The following is a 22,861-nucleotide window of genomic DNA, read 5'->3' on the forward strand; positions in this document are numbered from 1 at the left end:
CAGCTTTGAGGTTACAGATAAAGCTGACGTGGTTTGAAGAGATTTTCAAAGAGTATAAAAAGCGAGCAAGCCCGCTTTTAATCTATTTTACTAAAGTTTAGTAAGAGTGAACTAGTCAGAACAGATACAGAACTAAAGGCCATGGCTAGACCAGCTAGTTCTGGATTGAGGGCCAGTCCAACACCAGAAAAGACTCCTGCTGCAATCGGAATTCCGGCGACATTGTAGATAAAGGCCCAGAAAAGATTGAGCAGAATACGATGAAAGGTTTTCTTACTCATGTCAAAGGCACGAACCACTCCTAGGAGATTATTAGTTGTCAACACCAAATCTGCTGACTCGATGGCGATATCTGTTCCAGCTCCCATAGCAATCCCTACATCTGCTACACTGAGGGCAGGAGCGTCATTGATACCGTCACCAACAAAGGCTACTTTTCCAGTCGCTTGTAGTTTATGGATTTCATGGGCTTTTTCTTCTGGTAAGACACCTGCAATGACCTCTTCGATTCCGATCTGATCGGCAATAGCACGCGCCACACCTGCATTGTCTCCTGTCAGCATGACTGTTTTAAGACCTCGTTTTTTCAACTGACTGATGGCAAGCTTAGCATTTTCCTTAGGAATATCTTGCAGAGCAAGCAAGCCTTTGATTTCATTGTCCACAGCCAAGAAAACAACTGTCTTAGCTTCTTTTTCTAGTTCTTCTAGTTTTTCTTGATAAATGCTAGAAATATCCATGCCATCCAGCATTTTAGCATTTCCAAGCAAAACTTGTTTTCCATTGATTTGCCCTGAGACACCTTTTCCGTGCAAGGCTTGGAAATTTTCAACAGTTTGAAACTCAAGTCCAGCTTCACTCGCTCGTTTCACAACGGCTTCAGCCAGTGGGTGTTGAGAAGCTTCTTCCAAGGAAGCTGCCAATCCAAGCACTTCTACTTCGTCGCCGATGATATCTGTGACCACAGGTTTCCCTTCCGTCAAAGTTCCTGTCTTATCAAAAACAATAGTTTGGACTTTCTGGATTTCCTGTAGAACCGTTCCATTTTTGAGGAGAACCCCCATCTTGGCACTGCGACCTGTCCCCACCATAAGGGCCGTCGGTGTTGCAAGTCCCAAGGCACAAGGACAGGCGATAATCAAAACCGCCACTCCATAGAGAAGAGAGGACACAAAGCTAGCTCCAAGCACGACTACACTATCCCTGAGCAAGACGAACCAAACCCAGAAGGTCACAATCCCTAAAATGACAACTGCTGGGACAAAAATCCCTGAAATTTTATCTGTCAAATCTTGAATCGGCGCACGGCTAGTCTGAGCTTTTTTCACAAAATCGACAATCTGAGCCAAAACAGTCTCTGAGCCAACTTTTTCTGCCCTAAAGACAAGCGTTCCACTATTATTGATGGTTGAGCCAATCACAGTATCTCCAACTGTCTTGTCCACAGGCAGACTCTCACCTGTCACCATAGACTCATCAATACTGGAGACACCTTCCACTACGATACCATCAACCGCAATCTTTTCACCGGGACGCACTCGAATCAGGTCGCCTACCTTGACTTGTTCCAAAGGAACTTGAACATAGCGTTCATCACGCAAGACTTCTGCTGTTTTAGCCTGCAAGTCAAGTAATTTCTCCACAGCTTGGGAAGTATTTTTCCGCATTTTCTCCTCAAAAACGGCTCCCATAAGAACGAAGAAGAAGATAAATGCAGCACTTTCAAAGTAAACGGGGAGGCCAGCGAAGAGGGCAACTAAGCTATAGAAATAGGCCACTAGGGTTCCCAGAGCAACCAAGGTATCCATGTTGGCATTGTGCTTTTTAAAACTAGCCCAAGCACTTTGGATATAAGGACCACCTGCTACTAGCATAATCGGTGTTGTGGCTAAAAAGGTGCCCCAACGCATGACTTGGTGACTAATTCCTCCTGTCGACATCCCAATCATGAGGATTACAAGAGGCACAGTAAAGATACTAGTAATCCAAAAACGCTGTAAAAGTGATAGAGATTTTCGAGTCTTCTCAACAACTGTATAACTTCCCTTTTGCATCTTCATACCACAAGAAAATTCATGTTGACCTAATTCTTGAGGTGTAAAACGAATGACTTTCTCCTCATCTACGCCGATTGGTTCCAAGATGCCTTCTTCTTCAAACAAAATTTCCTTGTAACAGTTTGAAGGAGTTGCTCGATGAAAGGTAATCTCAGCTGGAATCCCTTTTTGAAGCTGTATATGAGCTGGATGGTAGCCTTTGTCTGCCGTGATACGGATTTTTTGAACACCATTTTCAAGACTTGCTTTTACAATTTCAGTCATATCATTCTCCTATTCTACAATCATCTTGCCGTGCATCATATTCATGCCACAAGAGAAACCATACTCTCCAGCCTGCTCAGGCGTGATTTCCACTACATACTCTTCACCCATTGGCAGGTCCGCATGTACACCAAAATCTGGAAAAACAATTTGGTCCAGACAGGGTGAAGGGTCCTTGCGGTCAAAGACAATGCGGGCTGGCACTGATTTCTTGAGGATAATCAACTCAGGCGTATAGCCTCCCATGACTTCCACTCGAATCTCTTGGTAGCCCTTTTTTTGCTGGGCCTTTTGTCCAGATTTTTCAGGCTTTTTGAAAAACCAAAACAAGATAAACGCGATAAGGGCAATACAAATAATGGTTACAATACTATTTAACATGACGTCTCCTTTACATACAATTACATTTTACTTCTGTCACAGCGCTTGATTTCTTCTCAGAAATCACAGCTTCCAAGTCTTCCAAGTCAGCCTTAGTAAAATCACATTCAGCAATCAAATCAGCCAACAAGTTCTTAATCCTACGGGAACAAACCTTGTCCTTGATATCTTGGACAAGCAAGTCTCGGCTTTGGTCTAGAGTTAAAAGCGACGAATAAACAAAGGACTTACCTTCTTTTTTCCTTGTCAGACACTCTTTCTCAACCAAACGAGCCAAAAGAGTTTGAATGGTTGACTTGGACCAGTCGAACCGCTCCGCCAGAACCCTGATCAAATCCGTACTAGTCTGCTCTCCTTGCATCCAAATAATCTTCATGACCTGCCATTCTGCATCTGAAATCTGCATAATCACACCTCCAAAATCTACATTTGTCGATTACAGTTATTAGTATACTTCAAAAATCTACATTTGTCAACTATTGAATTCAAATTTTTCTCTTTTTTTAAAATCTTCATTTCAAAAGTGTTTAAAACACAAGTAAAAACCTCCACATCAAGTGGAGGTAATCTCTTTTATCAATACAATTTTAAGTCGCGTGGGTCAACTGGGAAGGTTGGGTTGTATGGGTTATGACGAAGTTTAAAGTGTTTAACATCTTCAATAGTCTGAGTTCCAGACAACTGCATGACTGTCTTCAATTCCGCATTCAAGTGTTCAAAGACTTGACGCACACCAACACTACCGCCGAGAGCCAAGCCATAGATAACCGGGCGGCCAATAGCTACCAAGTCTGCTCCTGAAGCCAAGGCTTTAAAGACGTGTTGGCCACGACGAATACCAGAGTCAAAGACAATTGGCACACGTTTATCAACTACTTCAGCTACTTCTTGAAGTGAATCGAAGGCAGCTGGTCCACCGTCGATTTGACGGCCACCATGGTTGGTCACCCAGATACCAGAAGCACCTGCAGCAAGCGAACGTTCAACGTCCTCACGGCATTGTGGTCCCTTGACATAAACAGGAAGTCCTGAGTATTCAGCGATAAATTCTACATCACGTGGAGACAAGCGTTGTTTAGCTGATTTGTAAACAAAGTCCATTGATTTTCCAGCACCTTCTGGCAGATATTCCTCAACAATCGGCATGCCAACTGGGAAGACAAAACCATTACGCTTATCGACCTCACGATTGCCCCCTACCGTAGCATCAGCCGTCAAGACAATCGCTTTATAACCTTCAGCCTTCACACGGTCCATGATGTGGCGATTGATACCATCATCTTTACTAAAGTAAAACTGGAACCAATGAGGTGTCCCTTGAAGGGCTTCCGTAATTTCTGGAAGGTCGACAGTAGAGTAAGAGCTGGTTGTATAGAGAGAACCAAACTCATGCACACCACGCGCAGTCGCCACTTCACCCTGTTCATTTGCCAATTTATGAGCCGCAACAGGCGCCATAATGATTGGTGAAGACAATTTTTCGCCTGCAAATTCAATCTCTGTACTTGGATTTTCTACATTGCAAAGTGTATGAGGAACGATGAGTTTGTGGTTAAAGGCACGAATATTCTCACGCAAAGTGAAAGTATCCTCCGCCCCACTAGCGATATAGCCAAATGCTGCTTTCGGAATCACTTGTTGCGCCATCGGCTCCAAATCATAGGTATTGATGAAGTCTACATGGCCTTCTGCATTGCTTGTTTTGTATGACATAAAATGCCCTCCTTAATAAGTAAGCGTTTACTTTGTATATTACAAAAATATCTTAACTCTTTTTTCAAAACTTTTCAAATATTTTGTTTGGAAATTTCAGAAATTCTAGGACTATGATAAAAAATCCTTATCACGGCAATAAAAAATAGATATTATCCAAAGGAGCTTTTAAGTGCTACAATAACTGTATTATTTCTAGATGGGAGGTTCTATTTTTGGATTGGTCCATTGTTGAACAATATCTACCACTATATCAAAAGGCTTTTCTCCTAACCTTGCATATTGCAGTTTGGGGGATTCTGGGATCCTTTCTGCTCGGTTTAATCGTTAGTATCATCCGGCATTACTGCATCCCTGTTTTAGCGCAAATAGCGACAGCCTACATTGAATTGTCACGCAATACGCCCCTTTTGATTCAACTCTTCTTTCTCTACTTCGGTCTTCCCCGAATAGGGATTGTCCTATCTTCAGAAGTCTGCGCTACTCTAGGACTGGTCTTTTTAGGAGGCTCCTATATGGCAGAATCTTTCCGAAGCGGACTGGAAGCCGTCAGTCAAACCCAGCACGAGATTGGATTAGCCATCGGTCTGACACCTCTACAGGTCTTTCGCTATGTGGTTCTTCCGCAAGCAACAGCAGTGGCCCTACCGTCTTTTAGTGCCAATGTCATTTTCCTGATCAAGGAAACCTCTGTTTTCTCAGCAGTGGCTTTGGCAGACCTCATGTACGTCGCCAAGGACTTGATTGGGCTCTACTATGAAACAGACATTGCGTTAGCCATGTTGGTAATTGCTTATCTGATTATGTTGCTGCCCATCTCACTGGTCTTTAGCTGGATAGAAAGGAGGCTCCGCCATGCAGGATTCGGGAATCCAAGTACTCTTTCAGGGAAATAATCTCCTGCGGATTTTACAGGGATTGGGCGTTACGATTGGGATTTCTATCCTATCTGTCCTCTTATCCATGATTTTCGGAACAGTCATGGGAATCATCATGACCTCCCATTCTAGAATCGTACGATTTTTGACACGATTGTATCTAGAATTTATCCGTATCATGCCCCAGCTGGTGCTACTCTTCATCGTTTATTTCGGTTTGGCTCGAAACTTTAATATCAATATCTCAGGTGAGACTTCAGCTATTATCGTTTTTACCCTCTGGGGAACAGCTGAAATGGGGGACTTGGTTCGTGGAGCTATCACTTCCCTTCCTAAGCATCAATTTGAAAGTGGACAGGCGCTAGGTTTGACCAATGTTCAACTTTACTACCACATCATCATCCCACAGGTCTTGAGAAGACTGTTACCACAGGCCATTAATCTTGTCACTCGGATGATTAAAACCACTTCCTTGGTTGTTTTGATTGGGGTTGTGGAAGTGACCAAGGTTGGACAACAAATCATCGATAGCAATCGCTTGACCATCCCAACTGCTTCCTTTTGGATTTATGGAACCATTCTGGTCTTGTATTTCGCAGTTTGCTTTCCTATTTCCAAACTATCCACTCACTTAGAAAAACATTGGAGGAACTAAATGTCTGAAACTATTTTAGAAATCAAGGAACTAAAAAAATCCTTCGGAGACAATCCTATCCTCCAAGGTCTCTCTCTAGATATCAAAAAAGGGGAAGTTGTGGTTATCCTAGGGCCATCTGGTTGTGGGAAAAGTACCCTCCTTCGTTGCCTCAATGGTTTAGAAAGTATTCAAGGTGGAGATATCCTTCTGGATGGCCAGTCCATTATTGGCAAACAAAAAGACTTTCACCTAGTTCGCCAAAAGATTGGCATGGTCTTTCAAAGCTATGAACTCTTTCCCCATCTAGATGTCCTACAAAACCTCATCCTAGGGCCTATCAAGGCTCAGGGAAGAGATAAGAAGGAAGTAACGGAAGAAGCTTTGCAATTACTGGAACGTGTCGGATTGCTGGATAAACAACATAGCTTTGCCCGTCAATTATCTGGTGGACAGAAGCAACGGGTTGCAATTGTCCGTGCCCTCCTCATGCATCCAGAAATCATCCTTTTTGACGAAGTGACTGCTTCGCTGGATCCAGAAATGGTGCGTGAGGTGCTGGAACTTATCAATGATTTGGCCCAAGAAGGCCGTACCATGATTTTAGTAACCCACGAAATGCAGTTTGCTCAAGCTATTGCCGATCGGATTATCTTCCTAGACCAAGGGAAAATTGCTGAAGAAGGAACAGCTCAAGCCTTCTTTACCAATCCGCAAACCAAACGAGCCCAGGAATTTTTAAACGTCTTTGACTTTAGCCAATTTGGCTCATATCTATAAAGGAGATTCTTATGAAACTATTCAAACCACTTTTAACTGTTTTGGCACTTGCCTTTGCACTTATCTTTCTCACTGCTTGTAGCTCAGGTGGAAACGCTGGTTCATCCTCTGGAAAAACAACTGCCAAGGCTCGCACAATTGATGAAATCAAAAAAAGCGGTGAGCTACGAATCGCCGTGTTTGGAGATAAGAAACCGTTTGGTTACGTTGATAATGACGGTTCTTACCAAGGTTACGATATCGAACTTGGGAACCAACTGGCCCAAGACCTTGGTGTCAAGGTCAAATACGTTTCAGTCGATGCTGCCAACCGTGCTGAATACTTGATTTCAAACAAGGTGGATATTACCCTTGCCAACTTTACGGTGACTGACGAACGCAAGAAACAAGTTGATTTTGCCCTTCCTTACATGAAAGTTTCACTTGGTGTCGTATCACCTAAGACTGGTCTCATTACAGACGTCAAACAACTTGAAGGCAAAACCTTGATTGTCACAAAAGGAACGACCGCTGAGACTTATTTTGAAAAGAATCATCCAGAAATCAAACTCCAAAAATACGACCAATACAGTGACTCTTACCAAGCTCTTCTTGATGGACGTGGAGATGCCTTCTCTACTGACAATACTGAAGTTCTAGCTTGGGCGCTTGAAAACAAAGGATTTGAAGTAGGCATTACTTCCCTCGGTGATCCAGATACCATCGCAGCAGCAGTTCAAAAAGGAAACCAAGAATTGCTAGACTTCATCAATAAAGATATTGAAAAATTAGGCAAAGAAAACTTCTTCCATAAGGCCTATGAAAAAACACTTCACCCAACCTACGGTAACGCTGCTAAGGCAGATGACCTTGTTGTTGAAGGCGGAAAAGTCAACTAATACTCTTCGAAAATCTCTTTAAACCACGTCAGCTTTACCTACAGCCTCAAAGCTGTGCTTTGAGCAACCTGCGGCTAGTTTGCTCTTTGATTTTCATTGAGTATAATACTCAATGAAATCACAAAAAGAAATCAGGTAATCCTAGTGACTACCTGATTTTCTATGTTTTAGGCATTTTGCCAATTTTCTTGGTCTTCTTTAAAGCGTTTTAGGAGATCCAATCCTTCTGGTGTGATGTAACCTTCTTCTTGGGCTAGATGAATCAATTCACTGTAGTTAGAAAGTGTTACCAACTTAACACCAGCATCTGAGAAGTTCTTATCTGCTTTTGGCAATTGGTAGCTGAAAATCGCTACAACACCGAGAACCTCTGCTCCTTCTCGTTTAGCAGCTGCTACAGCTTCAAGAACAGAACCACCTGTTGAAATAAGATCTTCAACCACTACCATTTTTTGACCTTGATCTACCCGACCTTCGATTTGATTACCAGCACCGTGGTCTTTTGGTTTGCTACGGATGTAGGCAAATGGCAAGTTCATCTTATCAGCAATGATAGCTCCGTGTGGAATCCCAGCTGTCGCAGTTCCTGCAATCACTTCAACCTCAGGAAAGGCTTCTTTGATAGCATCTACAAAACCATTTTCAATGAGAGTACGAGTTTCTGGATAGGCAAGGGTCACACGGTTATCCGTATAAATCGGCGACTTGATACCAGATGCCCAAGTGAAAGGCTCCTCTGGTTTGAGGTAAACGGCTTGGATTTTCAAGAGGTGGCTAGCGATATCTTTAGCAAGTGTCATGGTATTCTCCTTTTATTTTTCTAATCTAGTTCTTTAATTCCAGTCCTGTGTCCATTCATCTTTGATAGCATGATAAGCTGCAACAGGATTCTCAGCTTGGGTAATGGGACGTCCCACTACGATATAGTCACTGCCGATTTGATAGGCATCTGCTGGCGTCATGACGCGTTTTTGATCTCCTACTGCAGCACCTGCAGGACGAATGCCCGGTGTCAGACAGATAAAATCTGGATTGGTGGCCTGCTTGATGAGTTCCACTTCCTGAGCCGAGCAAACGACACCATCCAAGCCCGCTTCAGCTGTCTTCTTAGCATAATGAATCACAGACTCCTGCAGGCTGGTTTGGATATTTTGAAACTCCTGCATCTGGGCTTCTGACGTTGATGTCAGCTGCGTTACAGCGATCAATTTGGCTTGACTTCCAAGACCTTCACGCGCAGCCTTCATCATCTCTACACCGCCAGCAGCATGAACATTAGTCATATCCACACCAAGCTGAGACAGAACCTTCATGGCTGACTTGACTGTATTTGGAATGTCATGAAGTTTGAGATCAAGAAAGACGCTGTGTCCCAAGTTTTTTAAATAGGAAATAATCTCAGGACCCGTTGCGTAATAAAGCTCCATCCCTACCTTGAGATAAAGGCTTTCTTCTGCTGGGAAAAGAGCTAAAAATTCCTTGACCGCCTCAAAACTAGGAAAATCAAGAGCAATGACTGGACGATGTTCTCGCATAGGTTTCTCCTTTTACCTTTGCTAGTGAGAGAGTCTGGGCAACAGAAGCCACGAAAAAAGGAACCTGCCAACAGCAAGGTTCCACGAAAAATGGGTAGTCTCCACCCTTTCACCGTCTAACCTTAGCTGCCTCTCTGGACTGCTTTAAAGGTTTTCTATTATTCTATTATTTCTACTAGCACTTGTCAAGTAAAAACATGGCAACTAAAGAGCTATAGGAGAAAAGCTAAACCTAGCGACGCGATGAACGCTGACTTGTTTGATTTCGATTGCTCTCTTCCTCCAGCTTTTTCTTCTCTTCTTCCAATTTATTCTGCTGTTCTTCCAGTCTTTTCTTCTCTTCCTCTTTCTGTTTCTTCTCAGCTTCCTTGGCCTCTTGTTTGGCTTTTTCCTCAGCCTCCATAATTAATTTATCCGCCACTGTGTAGCTGTAAATTCCAGCTTCCATGTCAATCACACTCGGTTCTGACAATTGTGGCTTAATCTTACTGTAATATGGCAGTTTCTTACTCATTTCAGATAGAGGAACCAAGACCTCGTCCGAATCATTCATGGTCAATCGAATTAAATCTGAAGTCACCTTGCTTGGGGCTAGTTCCACCTTTTGGATAGCCGCCTTGAGTTCTGGGCTAATTTGAGCAAGTTCTGACGTAAAGGCTTTGATTTGTTGGCTGTCATTAAAGAGAACTGATATATAAGTTTCTGGTAAACTGACCAAGCTCACAGAACTAGTCTCAAGCTGACCACTGGAAAGAATCGGATAATGATTTTCACCAGAAATATAGTAGGCCACAATATCATATTCCTTAACCTTGATAGTAAACTTGGTTGGAAATTGATAGACAAGCTGAGCTGATTCAACCCAATAATTAGACTTAATCTGCTCTTCATATTTTGCCTTGTCTAGCAGAAGGTTAATCGTATAATCCGAATCCTGAATGCCTGAAGCCTGTCGGATATCATCAGCCGTAGTTTGCACCGTTCCCTCAACACGAATATCCTTCATGGTCGCATAAGGACTAAGTAAGTAGGCAGAGACAATCAATAAAAGCAAACTTGGAAATAAAATCGTGAAGGCTCGCAAGATATGGATGGCAGGAATTTTAGGTTTGACCGGTTTTTCCTTTACAGGCTTTTTCTTTATTTTTTTATCCTGTTCCTCGTTCTCTGTAGACTTTGATTTCTCTTTGGAGGCTTCTTTTTTGGCGTCTTCTGACTTTTCTACTTTTTCTTTAGCATCTTCCTTAGCTAATTCTGGGTCCTTTGGATTAGATTCATTCGCTTGGTCCTCGGTTGCATCTGACCCTTCAGATTTTGAAACCATTCGAGCTTGTTTTTCCTTCTCCTCAGCTAGGGCCGCCTCTTCCTCAGCCTTCTTTTTTAGATATTCTTGGTTTCGTTTCTGCCATTCTGATAACTCTTTAAATTCCTCGAGGATTTCTTTGCCCTCATTTTTCTTATCTTTTGACATTTACTTTCCTTATGATAAATCTTTTTTCAACAATTGATAAAAATCTGCTAGAGATTTCAATTCCTTAGAAGCCTTCATCTTGGCTTGATAGTCTTCCTTGTGGCTTAGTAAGTGAGAAAGCTTCTCTTCCAAACTGTCCAAAGTCAAATCGCTTTCTTGAAGCTCTTCCGCATAGCCTTTTTTTACAAAGTAAGCTGCATTTTCAATCTGGTCTCCACGACTAGCTTCACGACCAAGCGGCACAATAACATGTAATTTTGCCATGGCCAAGAGCTCAAAAATCGTATTGGCTCCACCACGTGTCACAACAATATCAGCCAATTCCATCAAGGGTTGATAGAGATTGGTCACATAGTCAACACGAAAGAGATTTTGGCTCAACTCGTTCAGGCTAGAATCTCCAGTTAGGTTGATAATATTGTAGCGTTCTGTCAGTTCTTTCTTATGGTCTGTCACTAATTGGTTAAAGACACGAGCACCTGCAGAACCACCGACAAACAGCACTGTTGGCAATTGGGGATTAAAGTGGGTCTGGATATCCACCAATTCATCTGGTTCCAGAGTTTTTTGATCTGAAACCTTGGTCACTGCTCCCACATGCTCAACCTTAGACAAGCTTGAAGCTTGCTCAAAGGTTGAATACATCTTAGTCGCAAATTTATAAGCGATTTTATTGGCCAAGCCCATGGACAGGTCAGATTCGTGAATAAAGACAGGCACTCCTGACACACGCGCAGCGATAACAGGCGGCACAGAGACAAAACCTCCCTTTGAAAAAAGGGCCTGTGGACGAAGTCGTAACATGATAAAGAGCGATTGGACAATTCCCCATCCAACTTTGAAGACGTCCAGCATATTTTGCCAAGAGAAATAACGACGCAATTTGCCAGTCGCAATGGAATGGAAGGTGACATCTAGACCCGACTTGAGGATTTCTTGGTGTTCGATGCCACGTTTATCTCCGATATAATGGACTTCCCATCCATCTTCGATGAACTTGGGCATTAACAAAAGATTGAGGGTCACGTGTCCAACCGTCCCCCCACCTGTAAAGACAATTTTTTTCATATTATTCCTTTAACTCCGCTACTGTGTCGATAAAGAGGTCGCCACGTACTTCAAAGTTAGCATACATATCCCAGCTGGCATTGGCAGGACTAAGAAGAACCACGTCTCCTTGAGTCGCAAGCTCATAAGCCTTGCGAGTCGCATCTGCAATATCAGTTGCATCCACATAAGACACACCAGCCTTATCTGCTGCCCGTTTAACACGTTCTGCAGACTGACCGAGGATGACCATCTTCTTGAGTCCAGTAATATCTGGAACCAATTCGTCAAACTCATTGCCACGGTCCAAACCACCTGCAATCAAAATAACCTTGCTGTTGTCAAATCCTGACAAGGCTTTTTGAGTAGCCAAGATATTGGTTGATTTACTGTCGTTATAGAATTTGACACCCTTGATTTCATCCACAAATTGGAGACGGTGTTTGACACCACCAAAGGCTGAAAGAGTTTCTTTGATGGTTTGGTTATCCACACCACGAAGCTTGGCTACAGCAATCGTCGCAAGGGCATTTTCTACATTGTGGCTACCTGGAACTCCGATTTCGCTAGCTGCCATGACCACTTCTCCACGGAAGTAGAGCTGACCATCTTCTAGATAAGCTCCATCAACCTTTTCCTGTGTTGAAAATGGAACAACTGTAGCTTGTGTTTTTCTTGCCAATTCTTTTGCCAAGTCTTGGTTAAAGTTTAAGACAAGGAAATCAGCTGCTGTCATCTTGTTCTGGATATTCCACTTGGCTGCTACATATTCCTCAAAAGAACCATGGTAGTCGATATGAGTTGGTATGAGGTTGGTAATAACCGCAATCTCTGGATGAAATTCTTGCACACCCATGAGTTGGAAAGAAGAAAGTTCCATAACAAGAGTGTCCTTGTCTGACGCAGTTTGGGCCACTTGACTAGCTGGATAGCCGATATTTCCTGATAAAAGACCATGTTGCCCAGCAGCAGTCAAAACTTCCCCAATCATAGTCGTTGTGGTTGTTTTTCCATTTGAACCTGTGATACCGATAATTGGCGCTTCTGAAATCAAGTAAGCCAATTCCACTTCAGTCAAGACAGGAATACCCTTTGACAATGCCTTTTCAATCATGGGATTGCTGTATGGAATACCTGGATTTTTCACCATAAGGACAAACTCTTCATCCAAGAGTTCCAAAGGATGGCCACCTGTGATAACCTTGATCCCTTCTTCCAGCAAACTTTGGGCAGCTGGATTGTCCTCGAATGGTTTCCCATCATTTACCGTCACAATGGCACCTAGCTTGTCCAACAAACGAGCTGCAGATTCACCAGACTTGGCCAAACCTAAAACAAGGACTTTCTTATTTTTAAACTGATCTATTACTTTCATGTCTCGAACTCCATTTCTACTCTTACTATTTTACCATTTTTATGGAAATAATTCTAAATGAAAATGCTCAGATTAGGCATTCTAACAAGCAAAAAGAGAGCCGAAACTCTCTTTTTATCTTCTTTTACTTTTATGGACCGACATGAGGGTAATATCTCGCAAGCTAAAGTATGCTAGGAAGAGCATGGCGATTGCGATAAAGAATTCTGTCGGTAGCTGAAAGATTTGCAGGACAGACAACATCAGCAAAATCAAAAGTGCTACGAAAGCAAAGACGACAAGGACGATGTTGACTGTCCCTTTAATGCTTTCTGGTGTCGCAAATACATAGAGTAGTAATAAGAGGAGTCCTATGATTAAATAAACCATCTTTATCTCTTTCTAGCTCTTATTCAGCTGATTTTTTCTTCTTGTTAGCTTTCTCACGCTCTGCCTTGTTAAGGATTTGTTTACGCAAACGGATTGACTCAGGCGTTACTTCCATGTACTCATCATCATTCAAGAACTCAAGAGACTCTTCAAGTGTCAAGATACGAGGCGTCTTGATAACAGCTGTTTGGTCCTTAGTAGCTGAACGAACGTTAGTCATTTGTTTCGCCTTAGTGATGTTAACTGTCAAGTCATTTTCACGAGAGTTTTCACCGATGATCATTCCTTCATAAACCTCAGTACCTGGGTTGACAAAGATCGTACCACGTTCTTCGATAGACATGATTGAGTAAGTTGTAGCCTTACCAGCATCGATAGAAACAAGGGCACCACGGTGACGACCACCAATTTCGCCTGGAATCAATGGCAAGTATTGGTCGAAGGTATGGTTCATGATACCGTAACCACGAGTCATTGACAAGAACTCAGTTGAGTAACCGATCAACCCACGCGCTGGAACAAGGAAGACCAAACGAGTTTGACCATTACCAGTTGAAATCATATCCAACATTTCACCCTTACGTTCAGAAAGGCTTTGGATAACAGATCCTTGGTATTCTTCTGGAGTGTCGATTTGAACACGTTCAAATGGCTCACATTTAACACCGTCGATTTCTTTTACGATAACCTCTGGACGAGATACTTGAAGTTCATATCCCTCACGACGCATTGTTTCGATAAGGATTGACAAGTGCAATTCTCCACGTCCTGAAACAGTCCATTTATCTGGTGAATCAGTTGGGTCAACACGAAGGGAAACGTCTGTTTGCAATTCGGCCTGCAAACGTTCTTCCACCTTACGAGAAGTCACCCATTTACCTTCTTTTCCAGCAAATGGTGAGTTGTTGACCAAGAAAGTCATTTGAAGAGTTGGCTCATCGATGTGTAGGATTGGAAGAGCTTCAACTGCGTCTGTCGGAGTAATGGTTTCACCGACAAAGATATCTTCCATACCAGAAACGGCAATCAAGTCACCTGCTTTGGCTTCTTGGATTTCACGACGTTCCAAACCAAAGAAACCGAAGAGTTTTGTAACACGGAAGTTTTTAGTTGTGCCGTCAAGTTTAGAAAGGGTAACTTGGTCCCCAACCTTAACAGTACCACGGAAGACACGACCGATACCGATACGACCAACGAAGTCATTGTAGTCCAAAAGTGATACTTGGAATTGCAAAGGCTCATCTGAGTTATCTACTGGAGCTGGGATGTGGTCGATAATTGTGTCAAAGATTGGCGCCATAGTAGCTTCTTGGTCAGCTGGATCATCTGACAATGAAGAAGTTCCGTTGATAGCTGAAGCATACACCACTGGGAAGTCAAGCTGGTCGTCATCAGCCCCAAGCTCTATGAAAAGCTCCAAGACTTCGTCCACTACTTCTGCTGGACGAGCTGATGGTTTATCGATTTTGTTAACAACCACGATTGGGACAAGGTCTTGTTCCAAGGCTTTTTTCAATACGAAACGAGTTTGTGGCATGGTTCCTTCGTAGGCATCTACGACCAAGACAACACCGTCAACCATTTTCATGATACGCTCAACTTCTCCACCGAAGTCCGCGTGTCCTGGTGTGTCCATGATGTTGATACGAGTTCCGTTGTAGGCAACGGCTGTATTTTTAGCAAGGATGGTAATTCCACGCTCTTTTTCGATATCGTTTGAGTCCATAGCACGCTCAGCCAATTCAGTACGTGCATCAAGCGTTTCTGATTGTTTCAATAATTCGTCAACGAGGGTTGTTTTACCGTGGTCAACGTGGGCGATAATCGCAATGTTACGGATATCTTCTCTTAATTTTGTCATGATTTCCTCTATAATATTCAAAATTTATTTTCTAACTGAACGATTATACCATATTTTCAAGTAAATAACATAACTCAAGCAAGTGTAAATGTTTTCACTCTGCTTTTCTTTTCACATCAAGCCTTTTCAAAGTATACAACTTATGATAAGATAGGCACAGTATGCGTTTAGATAATTTATTAGCCCAAGAAAAAATCAGCCGAAAGGCCATGAAACAAGCACTTCTCAAAGGGGAAATTCTAATCGATGGTTGCCCAGCCCGCTCCCTAGCCCAGAATATCGATACAGGTCTACAAGAACTCCTTTTTCAGAGCCGAATCATTCAAGGTTATGAGCACACCTATCTCATGCTTCATAAACCTGCCGGTGTCGTGACAGCCAATAAAGACAAGGAACTTCAAACCGTCATGGATCTCCTTCCAGCTGACATCCAGTCTGACAAACTCTATGCCGTCGGCCGATTGGATCGAGATACGACCGGTCTTCTCCTTTTAACCGATAACGGCCCTTTGGGCTTTCAACTCCTTCATCCTCAGTATCATGTCGATAAGACCTACCAAGTTGAGGTTAATGACCTCTTGACACCTGACCATATCCAAGACTTTCAAAAGGGAATTATCTTTTTAGATGGCACTGTCTGTAAACCTGCAAGGATAGAAATTCTATCTGCAAGTCCTTCTTTCAGCCAAGCCTCTATCACCATTTCAGAGGGAAAATTTCATCAAGTCAAAAAAATGTTCCTCTCAGTTGGTGTTAAAGTGACCTCCCTAAAGCGCACCCAATTTGGGCCTTGGAGCTTGGATGATAATCTTCAAGAGGGAGACTACCGCCCCCTTAACTCAGAAGAGTTGGCAAGGATTCGTGACTTTCTCAGAAAAAGTGGTTAAAAAATGAGCTCGGAAAATATCCAAGCTCGTTTTCTTATTTCTCAACTTTGACTTTCCCTTTCCAAGAATCCAAACCATAAGAAAGGATATAAATCTCAGAAAAACCTTGTTTTTTCAAGTAAAGGGCCGCATTTGTGACACGTTGCGCACGTTGGTTTTCGTAGAGAAGGACAGGTTTATCCTTACGAAGGGCAGCAAGACTAGTCTTTAACTGACTTGAAGGAATATTGCGAGCTCCAAGGATATGTTTTCTGTGGAATTCAGCTGGGTCGCGCAAATCAATCAATTGACCCGTACGAATCAAGGCTTCGAATTCCTCATTGTCTACGATTTTAGCCGCACGGCGAATACGCAGATAGTTAAAGCCCATCCATGCCAACATTGCCAGTATAAGTGCCCACAAAATCCAAGTAACCATTAGTTCTTTTCTCCATTTTTCTCAATATAATCCAATTCTACCTTGTGCTCTCTGCGAAGAACCGCTTCTGCTTCTAGATAATCTAGTTTGTCCATCAACCCTGCATCGTAAATCCGAGAGAGTTCCAGCTTCATCAGTTCAATATCATATAAGCGTTTTCCCATGTAAACAATAATGCCAAATCGTTTGAGGAATTGCTGCACATCATAGAATGTTTTCATAAGACTCATTCTAGCAAAATTTTATGTTTTTTTCAAGAAGAGACTCACACAAGAAGTATCACAGAAATTAAAAAAGCTGCATCTTCTGCAACTTTTTAATCTGGTGGAAAATAACCCAACTGCTCAGCGATGTGAATCGCCTCCTGCCTGTTAGTCACTCCCAATTTTGAAAAGATATTGGCCAAGTGATTGGATACTGTACGTTTACTCACATAGACCTTGTCACAGACACCATCAATGGTCAAGCCATTTCTAACCAGTTCTAGTATCTCAATTTCTCGTGGTGTTAGCACCTCTACCATCACTTCATCTGAAAAGACCTTATCACCTAGATAAATCTTTTCCAATTTTTTTACCAACTCATCTGGGTTCATACTTTTGTCCAGAAATCCATAAGCTCCCATAACTTTAGCTCGGTGTTCATACATTTTTTTGCTGTAACCTGTCAAAATCACAACCTTACTAGAACAACCATTGTCGATAATCTCTCGTGCCAAGGTCAGTCCATCATCTTGATACAGACTCGTCAGGTTGATGTCAATCAAAATAATGTCGTAGTCATTAAAAGCAATCTCCGAAATAGACGAAAAATTATCCACTAACTGGACCTTTTTAATGTTTTCCGATAACTCTAAAATCATCTTGATGCTTTTGCTAAATAATTTATGATCATCAATTAACAAAATTTTCATAACACAACTCCTTATCAATCGGGAGAGTAATTTCTACACGAAATCTCTTATTATTTTCAAAAATCTGCATTTGACCACCTAAAACACTAATTTTATTAGACATATTTCTCAAGCCATAACCTAAGGATTTTTCTGTTGGAAGGCAGTCATTTTCAGAAATGATAAAAATAGCGTCATCATGCACATCAATCTTCAAAGAAATCCTTCCACCACTAGCGTACTTAACGGCATTGGTCGCCAACTCCTCAACCAGACGATAGGCAATTTTATCGTAAGGAGATAAAAGCCTAAAGTGGGCAGGAAACTGTGTGACGACTTCATTTTCAGCGTTATAGCGCTTTACAATCCGATTAATCAGCCCTTGATACTGGATATCTAACTGATCGTCTGTTTCTACCATTGGCTGATAATAATCCATCCGCTCACGAATCCGCTGAACCAACTCCTCTGTCACCAGATTGATCTGTTCACCAAAAGCTTGATTACTACTATATTTATTGAAATTTTTTATTGCCATCACATTTTGCAGGATTTCATTGTGAAGAAATTCCGAGAACTGTTGTTCTGTGTCTTCATTTGCCAGCAGACTTTTTACCATACGGTTACGCTTTAAAAATAGAACTTTTACATAATCCCTAGCATCTAGCATTTCAGCAGAACGAAAGAGGCGAATCAATTCTTCCGAACAAATCCCGAACAATAGTAACATGATATTCAAGACCAAAAAGCTCGTGTTTAAATCTAGACGAAAGATGATGAAAATACCTACTGACAAAAACATAACCAGTAAAAACAAGCGTGAAAAAGCTTTTATATAGGACAATTTTAACTCTGATACCTTTTTTTGAAGAGAGCTGACAATCGTTTTGAAGTGTAAAAAAGCTAAAATGCCAACAATTTCCAGATACCAGACTAGGTTCATCACTCCTGAGCCCGTCGTATTGATATACAAAAAGAAATAAGAAATAGGCAATATTAAAGCTAATATCCACAAATTTCGTCTCTGATACTTGAGTTTACTTTTCAACTCTTTATGATATAAAATCAGTAAAATCAAGGGAACAAGGTTTAAAAAGAAAGACGCAAACAAGGACAGAAATAGAAAAATTGAAGGACTTAACAGATATGAACTAATGGTGATTAGTGTCAACACAAAGGACACACTCAACAGTTCTTCTCCTATTTTCTCTCCCAGAAATATAATAGACAGAGAACTATACACCAATAAAAAAGAGTTGAGCGGATGAAGAATATCAAAAAAGTGCAACAGGGTGCTCGCAACTCCTTGATTAAATATGGATTGCCAGCTAATGAGAAACATCATCAGGAGCAACCAAAGTTTCAACTCACTATACCGAAAGGTCACAATATTACAAATATAGCTAAATACAATTAAAGCAATAATCAGCAATAAAACCATCTGCAAGGAAAAATCTGTCGAAAAGTCCAGAGGAATCCTATAATAAATATAAATCATTAAAGCTAGATGATTAAAAATCGTCAACCACCACAATAAAAGTGAGTTTTTCGAGAGCGATTTAACAAACCGTTTCATATGTATCCACTTCCTGAACTACTTTAATATCATTATAACACAATACCAGAATTGCAGGATAGGCAACTCTGGTATTTGACTTAATTTTCAATAATTTTCCAACTTACTCTGTAAGTCACTAGCAGGTAAAGGACAAAGAGTAAGACCGCTACTCCCAGATAGGTGATATCAATAGAAATGCTGGTATTAGCGAAATTCTCAAAATAGCCCAAAAGAGCAGTACTCAAGGCAAATGCTAGCGGACCTGCGATGACCAGCGGAACCAAGAAATAACTTAGAATCTGTTGCAAAAGAATAGAACGATTTTGCTTTCTCTTGTTCCCAAGAAGGTATAAGATTTGATAATCATTAACACTATCCAAAGCACTTGTAGAAGTTTGAAGGGACAAGATACTGAGGGAAATAATGATAAAAATAACACTGACAAAAATCATGACAAAGACAATGACGCCCATAAATCCAAGGTAAACCTCAAAAATACTTCCTTTCGTTTGATAGGTGAACGGATTCAACTCTGCTCCATCACGAGTAAAGTAGTATTTTTCAATCCACTGACTCAAGAATGTTTCTACTTCCCGTTTGTCAATGTTTTCTTTGAAATTGGCAACATAGGTCGTGTGGTCTTCCGTCAATCCAACTACTACCTTATCTGGTACAATCAAGGTTCCTGCGTCATTTAGACCTACTGAAGATAAAAAGTAAACTGTTTCAAGTGGCTTCGAAGAGGCAAGGTTGAGAGAATGACCGTTAATCATGAGGGTTTTGGTCGTTGATAGAAAGTCCTGAATCTGCTTGGCAGTTCCTTTATAATTGGCATTGACTAGAAATTGGTCTTCTGACAAGTCAACCTCTCTTTCACCTTGCAGTTTGCGGAGATGATTGTAGGCAGAAATTCCTAAAATCGGTACTTTTGATTCAGGAAGTTTCTTATCATGCTCCCAGAGATTGCTGGTATCAATCAAATCTTTATAGATTACATCACTAGAATAGCTAGGATAGCTGTACTCTTCTTTGATGAAATTAAAGTCAAAGCCGTCGGCTTTCAATCTGTATTTGACAGATTCCTGAGAAAATTGAAACTCCTGACCACGATAGAGATTGACAGTTATATCATAAGGTGAGTATTTGTTCAGCTCTCGGTTCATAGTCGTATAGGCACTACCACTAAAAACTAGTAAGCTGAGAGCCAGGGTCAAGGTCAAGGATAAGACAGCCAACGTGACCGAATTACTATCAGCTTGTTTTGAAAATTGACGGATTTTAAAAGTGTTTAGTTTGTTATAGTAGGTTTGAGGCAGTTTTCTAAGAGAGACCAAGATAAAATGGCTCAAGGTATTGTAAAATAAAATAACAAAAACCACGAAGACAGATACCAGCAAGATACCCCAGCTTTTCAAGAATGATAGATGGTGATAGTCTGAAAAATAGAGAGCACCAAAACCGATAACAGCTGTCGAAAGAATAAAGAGAAGTGCTTGAAGAACTGGCTTGCCTTTTGCAAAGACAGATTTTTTGACCCCATTTTCTTGAATAAGTGCAATGATATTTTGCTTTCTAAAGGTAAGAATGTCCATGACACCTACAATAAAACTGGTTACCAAATAGGAATAAACTAGTAAGATGGCAGACTTGCTATCAAAGAAAAGCAGGCTACCAAAGTAATTGGCCATGAAAAACTCAGATGCAACCTTAGCTAGAATGACCAGTAAGATCACTCCAAGCAAGAAACCTAGAATCAAGGAAAAGATATTGACCAGCATGGTTTCAAAGAACAGGGTACGAATAATATGCCTCTTCTTCATTCCCAGCGTTGCATAAAGGCCCAGCTCTTTCTTGCGCCGTCCCAGCACAAAATTTGTGGAGTAAACGATAAGAAAGGCAATTGCTGATAGAATCAAATAGGAAAGCAAGCCCATGTACTGACTCATCACCTTCGTCAGCATTTCCTTTGCCCCTGATAAACTTTGCATCACTGGATGGCTTGGTAAAGCATTAAAAGCATAGAGCAAGCTATAAATCAAGGTTAGACTGAAAAAGTAGATGGTGTAAGTCTGTAAATTTCGAAATACATTTCGTAAAATCAATTTTGGATACATACTCTCCCCCTCCTATCTGGTACGGCTGTAAATCTCTTGCAAATACTGTTCATTAGATAAGCTGTTACGTTCCAAATCATCCATAATCTTTCCATCGCTAAGTAGCACCATCCGTGAGGAATACTTTGCTGCAGCAGGGTCGTGGGTAACCAGTAAAATGGTAATACCAAAACTTTTATTGATTTCCTGCAAAAGCGCCATCAGTTTTTCAGAATTGGCAGAGTCCAAGGCTCCTGTCGGCTCATCCGCGATAATCAGTTTAGAATCATCAATCAAGGCTCTAGCAGTTGCCGCACGTTGTCGCTGACCACCTGATAACTGATTAGGAAACTTATCTTTTAAGTTTTGGATGGCCAACTTATCCAAAATTTCCTCAATCTTATCCTGATGTTTTTTGATATTTTTCCCCTGAATCTGGAGAGGTAGGACGATATTTTCATAAACTGTCAAGGTTTCCACCAAGTTGTAGGCTTGGAAAATATAGGAAATGTTTTTAGCACGATAGTCAGCTAGTTCATTTTCCTTGGCATGGATGATATCAAAATCTTCAAATCGAATCTCACCTGATGTTGGTTTATCAATCGTTGAAATACAGTTGAGAAGTGTTGTTTTTCCACTACCACTAGCCCCCATAATTGCCAGAAATTCACCTTTTTCAACGAACAGGTTCACATCTGATAAAGCATGAACGATATTATCCCCTTGACCAAATGTTTTCGTTAATGCTGTCACGATAAGTTGTTTCATCATTTCATTCCTCCGTTTCTTTATTACACTCTCATTATACGGTTTCTTTCAAGGTTTGCCATGAGTATTTTGTGCAATATATTCAAGTTATAAAAAAAACCGATGCCTTTTTCAGGTATCGGTCGATGTTGATTATTTGCGATCGTTTCTTTTTTTCATAAAGTAAACAATCCCTATGACAAGAACTCCTAAGACCAGTACAGGTGCATAGAAGTATAGTGTTCCAATAATTGCTTCCATTTTATCCTCCTGTCAAAGAATAGAGGTAATTTTATCCACAGCGCACGTTTGGCGAAGTACATTCATAAGAATATGTAAACCACCAACCACAGCGACCTTGTACTGTTAATCTAACAGTCGTACGTCACCCAGCAGTAGATTTACCATTTAACTCTTGGCTATTAATTTCATAATCCAAAGAATCAATCTCAAAATTGTCTTGTTTCATTTGTATTTCTCCTCGTAAATATAACACCAAATCAAAGTGTTGTCAATGTTTTGTAATAAAACTCTAGAATTTTCCTTTCGTTTTATCCAACAACGAACACTATTTGTCGTATCATAGGAACAGGTGAAACACAATCCACAGAGACTTGCTACTATCAATTTAAAAGCTGTGTACCACTAGCTTCTGATTTCCCGGAAAGTTCTTGGTTTTCAACCTCGAAACTGAGAGAATCAATCTCTGGACGACTTGTATTTTTAGCCATAAGGTTGCCTCCTTCCTTCTTTTAGATGATCATCTTTACAATAACTAGTATAAACTCTAGTACTGGATAAGTAATGAGTAAATCGTGCAAGTTTCTTATTTTCGAGTAAAATTTTTGTATTTCCCAATTAAAGACGAGCCTGGGACAATAGTCTCTTATGTCCCCAAAAAAAGCAACGGATTTGCCGTTGCTTTTTTGCACGGTTGCGATAGTCTTGGTAAAATAGAATTGCTTAATAAACCATTTAGAAAGGCTATCCCATGCATATTCACTATAACACAAATCAAACAAC

Annotated in this window: 23 protein-coding genes and 1 pseudogene; 6 read left to right on the forward strand and 18 right to left on the reverse strand. The window is 41.1% G+C overall.

Annotated elements, in window-relative coordinates:
* Nucleotides 1-77 precede the first annotated feature (77 nt).
* The 4 genes from QM865_RS05740 to lctO all read right to left on the reverse strand — a co-directional run bounded on the left by QM865_RS05740 (nt 78) and on the right by lctO (nt 4,415).
* The gene (locus tag QM865_RS05740; RefSeq protein WP_414306222.1) at nt 78-2,321 is read right to left on the reverse strand and encodes a heavy metal translocating P-type ATPase; all 2,244 of its coding nucleotides are present in this window, start codon (nt 2,319-2,321) and stop codon (nt 78-80) included.
* Between the two features lie 9 nt (nt 2,322-2,330).
* Complete coding sequence (locus tag QM865_RS05745) at nt 2,331-2,702, reverse strand: cupredoxin domain-containing protein (protein WP_000935055.1); 372 nt, start codon at nt 2,700-2,702, stop codon at nt 2,331-2,333.
* Between the two features lie 10 nt (nt 2,703-2,712).
* Nucleotides 2,713-3,108: a CopY/TcrY family copper transport repressor gene (locus QM865_RS05750; RefSeq protein ID WP_414306223.1), complete on the reverse strand. Its 396-nt coding sequence runs from the start codon at nt 3,106-3,108 to the stop codon at nt 2,713-2,715.
* Nucleotides 3,109-3,278: 170 nt separating this feature from the next.
* Nucleotides 3,279-4,415 (reverse strand): L-lactate oxidase, encoded by a 1,137-nt coding sequence (lctO, locus tag QM865_RS05755; protein WP_414306224.1) that lies wholly within the window; start codon nt 4,413-4,415, stop codon nt 3,279-3,281.
* A gap of 215 nt (nt 4,416-4,630) precedes the next feature.
* Here lctO and QM865_RS05760 point away from each other — a divergent pair, with 215 nt between their 5' ends.
* From QM865_RS05760 to QM865_RS05775, 4 genes are read left to right on the forward strand one after another with little or no spacing between them, the layout of a single operon-like run.
* The gene (locus tag QM865_RS05760) at nt 4,631-5,311 is read left to right on the forward strand and encodes an amino acid ABC transporter permease (RefSeq protein ID WP_414306225.1); all 681 of its coding nucleotides are present in this window, start codon (nt 4,631-4,633) and stop codon (nt 5,309-5,311) included.
* Nucleotides 5,271-5,948 (forward strand): amino acid ABC transporter permease, encoded by a 678-nt coding sequence (locus QM865_RS05765; RefSeq protein ID WP_033684005.1) that lies wholly within the window; start codon nt 5,271-5,273, stop codon nt 5,946-5,948. Before QM865_RS05760 ends, QM865_RS05765 begins: the two co-directional genes overlap by 41 nt.
* Entirely contained in the window at nt 5,949-6,707 is a 759-nt protein-coding gene (locus tag QM865_RS05770) for an amino acid ABC transporter ATP-binding protein (protein ID WP_414306226.1), read from the forward strand.
* 11 nt (nt 6,708-6,718) lie between these two features.
* Nucleotides 6,719-7,585 (forward strand): cysteine ABC transporter substrate-binding protein, encoded by an 867-nt coding sequence (locus QM865_RS05775; RefSeq protein WP_414306227.1) that lies wholly within the window; start codon nt 6,719-6,721, stop codon nt 7,583-7,585.
* 167 nt (nt 7,586-7,752) lie between these two features.
* On the opposite strand, the gene pyrE is transcribed toward QM865_RS05775, so the two are convergent.
* From pyrE to typA, 7 genes are all read right to left on the reverse strand, one after another.
* Complete coding sequence (pyrE, locus tag QM865_RS05780) at nt 7,753-8,385, reverse strand: orotate phosphoribosyltransferase (protein WP_261038161.1); 633 nt, start codon at nt 8,383-8,385, stop codon at nt 7,753-7,755.
* 33 nt (nt 8,386-8,418) lie between these two features.
* Nucleotides 8,419-9,120: an orotidine-5'-phosphate decarboxylase gene (gene pyrF, locus QM865_RS05785; protein ID WP_414306228.1), complete on the reverse strand. Its 702-nt coding sequence runs from the start codon at nt 9,118-9,120 to the stop codon at nt 8,419-8,421.
* Nucleotides 9,121-9,352: 232 nt separating this feature from the next.
* Nucleotides 9,353-10,591: a cell division protein FtsQ/DivIB gene (locus tag QM865_RS05790; protein WP_414306229.1), complete on the reverse strand. Its 1,239-nt coding sequence runs from the start codon at nt 10,589-10,591 to the stop codon at nt 9,353-9,355.
* Nucleotides 10,592-10,600: 9 nt separating this feature from the next.
* Nucleotides 10,601-11,659 (reverse strand): UDP-N-acetylglucosamine--N-acetylmuramyl-(pentapeptide) pyrophosphoryl-undecaprenol N-acetylglucosamine transferase, encoded by a 1,059-nt coding sequence (locus QM865_RS05795; protein ID WP_101781322.1) that lies wholly within the window; start codon nt 11,657-11,659, stop codon nt 10,601-10,603.
* 1 nt (nt 11,660) lies between these two features.
* Nucleotides 11,661-13,013 carry a UDP-N-acetylmuramoyl-L-alanine--D-glutamate ligase gene (murD, locus tag QM865_RS05800; protein WP_414306230.1) on the reverse strand — a complete coding sequence of 451 codons (1,353 nt, stop codon included), beginning with the start codon at nt 13,011-13,013 and terminating at the stop codon, nt 11,661-11,663.
* A gap of 114 nt (nt 13,014-13,127) precedes the next feature.
* Nucleotides 13,128-13,382 carry a DUF3165 family protein gene (locus tag QM865_RS05805; RefSeq protein ID WP_000262671.1) on the reverse strand — a complete coding sequence of 85 codons (255 nt, stop codon included), beginning with the start codon at nt 13,380-13,382 and terminating at the stop codon, nt 13,128-13,130.
* A 19-nt stretch (nt 13,383-13,401) separates the two neighbouring features.
* Nucleotides 13,402-15,243, reverse strand: a complete 1,842-nt coding sequence (gene typA, locus QM865_RS05810; RefSeq protein WP_000164111.1) for a translational GTPase TypA — start codon at nt 15,241-15,243, stop codon at nt 13,402-13,404.
* 161 nt (nt 15,244-15,404) lie between these two features.
* Here typA and QM865_RS05815 point away from each other — a divergent pair, with 161 nt between their 5' ends.
* Complete coding sequence (locus QM865_RS05815) at nt 15,405-16,130, forward strand: 16S rRNA pseudouridine(516) synthase (protein ID WP_414306231.1); 726 nt, start codon at nt 15,405-15,407, stop codon at nt 16,128-16,130.
* Between the two features lie 34 nt (nt 16,131-16,164).
* Here QM865_RS05815 and QM865_RS05820 read toward each other — a convergent pair whose 3' ends face one another.
* From QM865_RS05820 to QM865_RS05850, 7 genes and pseudogenes are all read right to left on the reverse strand, one after another.
* Nucleotides 16,165-16,548: a rhodanese-like domain-containing protein gene (locus QM865_RS05820; protein WP_000259257.1), complete on the reverse strand. Its 384-nt coding sequence runs from the start codon at nt 16,546-16,548 to the stop codon at nt 16,165-16,167.
* The gene (locus QM865_RS05825; protein WP_001808324.1) at nt 16,548-16,778 is read right to left on the reverse strand and encodes a YqgQ family protein; all 231 of its coding nucleotides are present in this window, start codon (nt 16,776-16,778) and stop codon (nt 16,548-16,550) included. Before QM865_RS05825 ends, QM865_RS05820 begins: the two co-directional genes overlap by 1 nt.
* An 86-nt stretch (nt 16,779-16,864) precedes the next feature.
* On the reverse strand, nt 16,865-17,461 hold the full coding sequence (locus tag QM865_RS05830) for a response regulator transcription factor (protein ID WP_101781329.1): 597 nt from the start codon (nt 17,459-17,461) through the stop codon (nt 16,865-16,867).
* Nucleotides 17,442-19,016, reverse strand: coding sequence for a sensor histidine kinase (locus QM865_RS05835; protein WP_101781331.1), 1,575 nt, complete (start codon nt 19,014-19,016; stop codon nt 17,442-17,444). Before QM865_RS05835 ends, QM865_RS05830 begins: the two co-directional genes overlap by 20 nt.
* Before the next feature lie 80 nt (nt 19,017-19,096).
* Nucleotides 19,097-21,112 carry an FtsX-like permease family protein gene (locus tag QM865_RS05840; protein ID WP_101781333.1) on the reverse strand — a complete coding sequence of 672 codons (2,016 nt, stop codon included), beginning with the start codon at nt 21,110-21,112 and terminating at the stop codon, nt 19,097-19,099.
* A 12-nt stretch (nt 21,113-21,124) separates the two neighbouring features.
* Nucleotides 21,125-21,859 (reverse strand): ABC transporter ATP-binding protein, encoded by a 735-nt coding sequence (locus QM865_RS05845; RefSeq protein WP_101781744.1) that lies wholly within the window; start codon nt 21,857-21,859, stop codon nt 21,125-21,127.
* A 271-nt stretch (nt 21,860-22,130) separates the two neighbouring features.
* Nucleotides 22,131-22,208 (reverse strand): annotated as a pseudogene (locus tag QM865_RS05850) (salivaricin M family lantibiotic); the annotation flags it as partial.
* Between the two features lie 445 nt (nt 22,209-22,653).
* On the opposite strand from QM865_RS05850, the gene QM865_RS05855 reads away from it, so the two are divergent.
* On the forward strand, nt 22,654-22,861 hold a 208-nt coding region (locus tag QM865_RS05855; RefSeq protein ID WP_414306233.1), incomplete at its 3' end, for a hypothetical protein.

The sequence above is a fragment of the Streptococcus mitis genome, assembly GCF_047462815.1.
Classification (GTDB): Bacteria; Bacillota; Bacilli; order Lactobacillales; family Streptococcaceae; genus Streptococcus; species Streptococcus mitis_DO.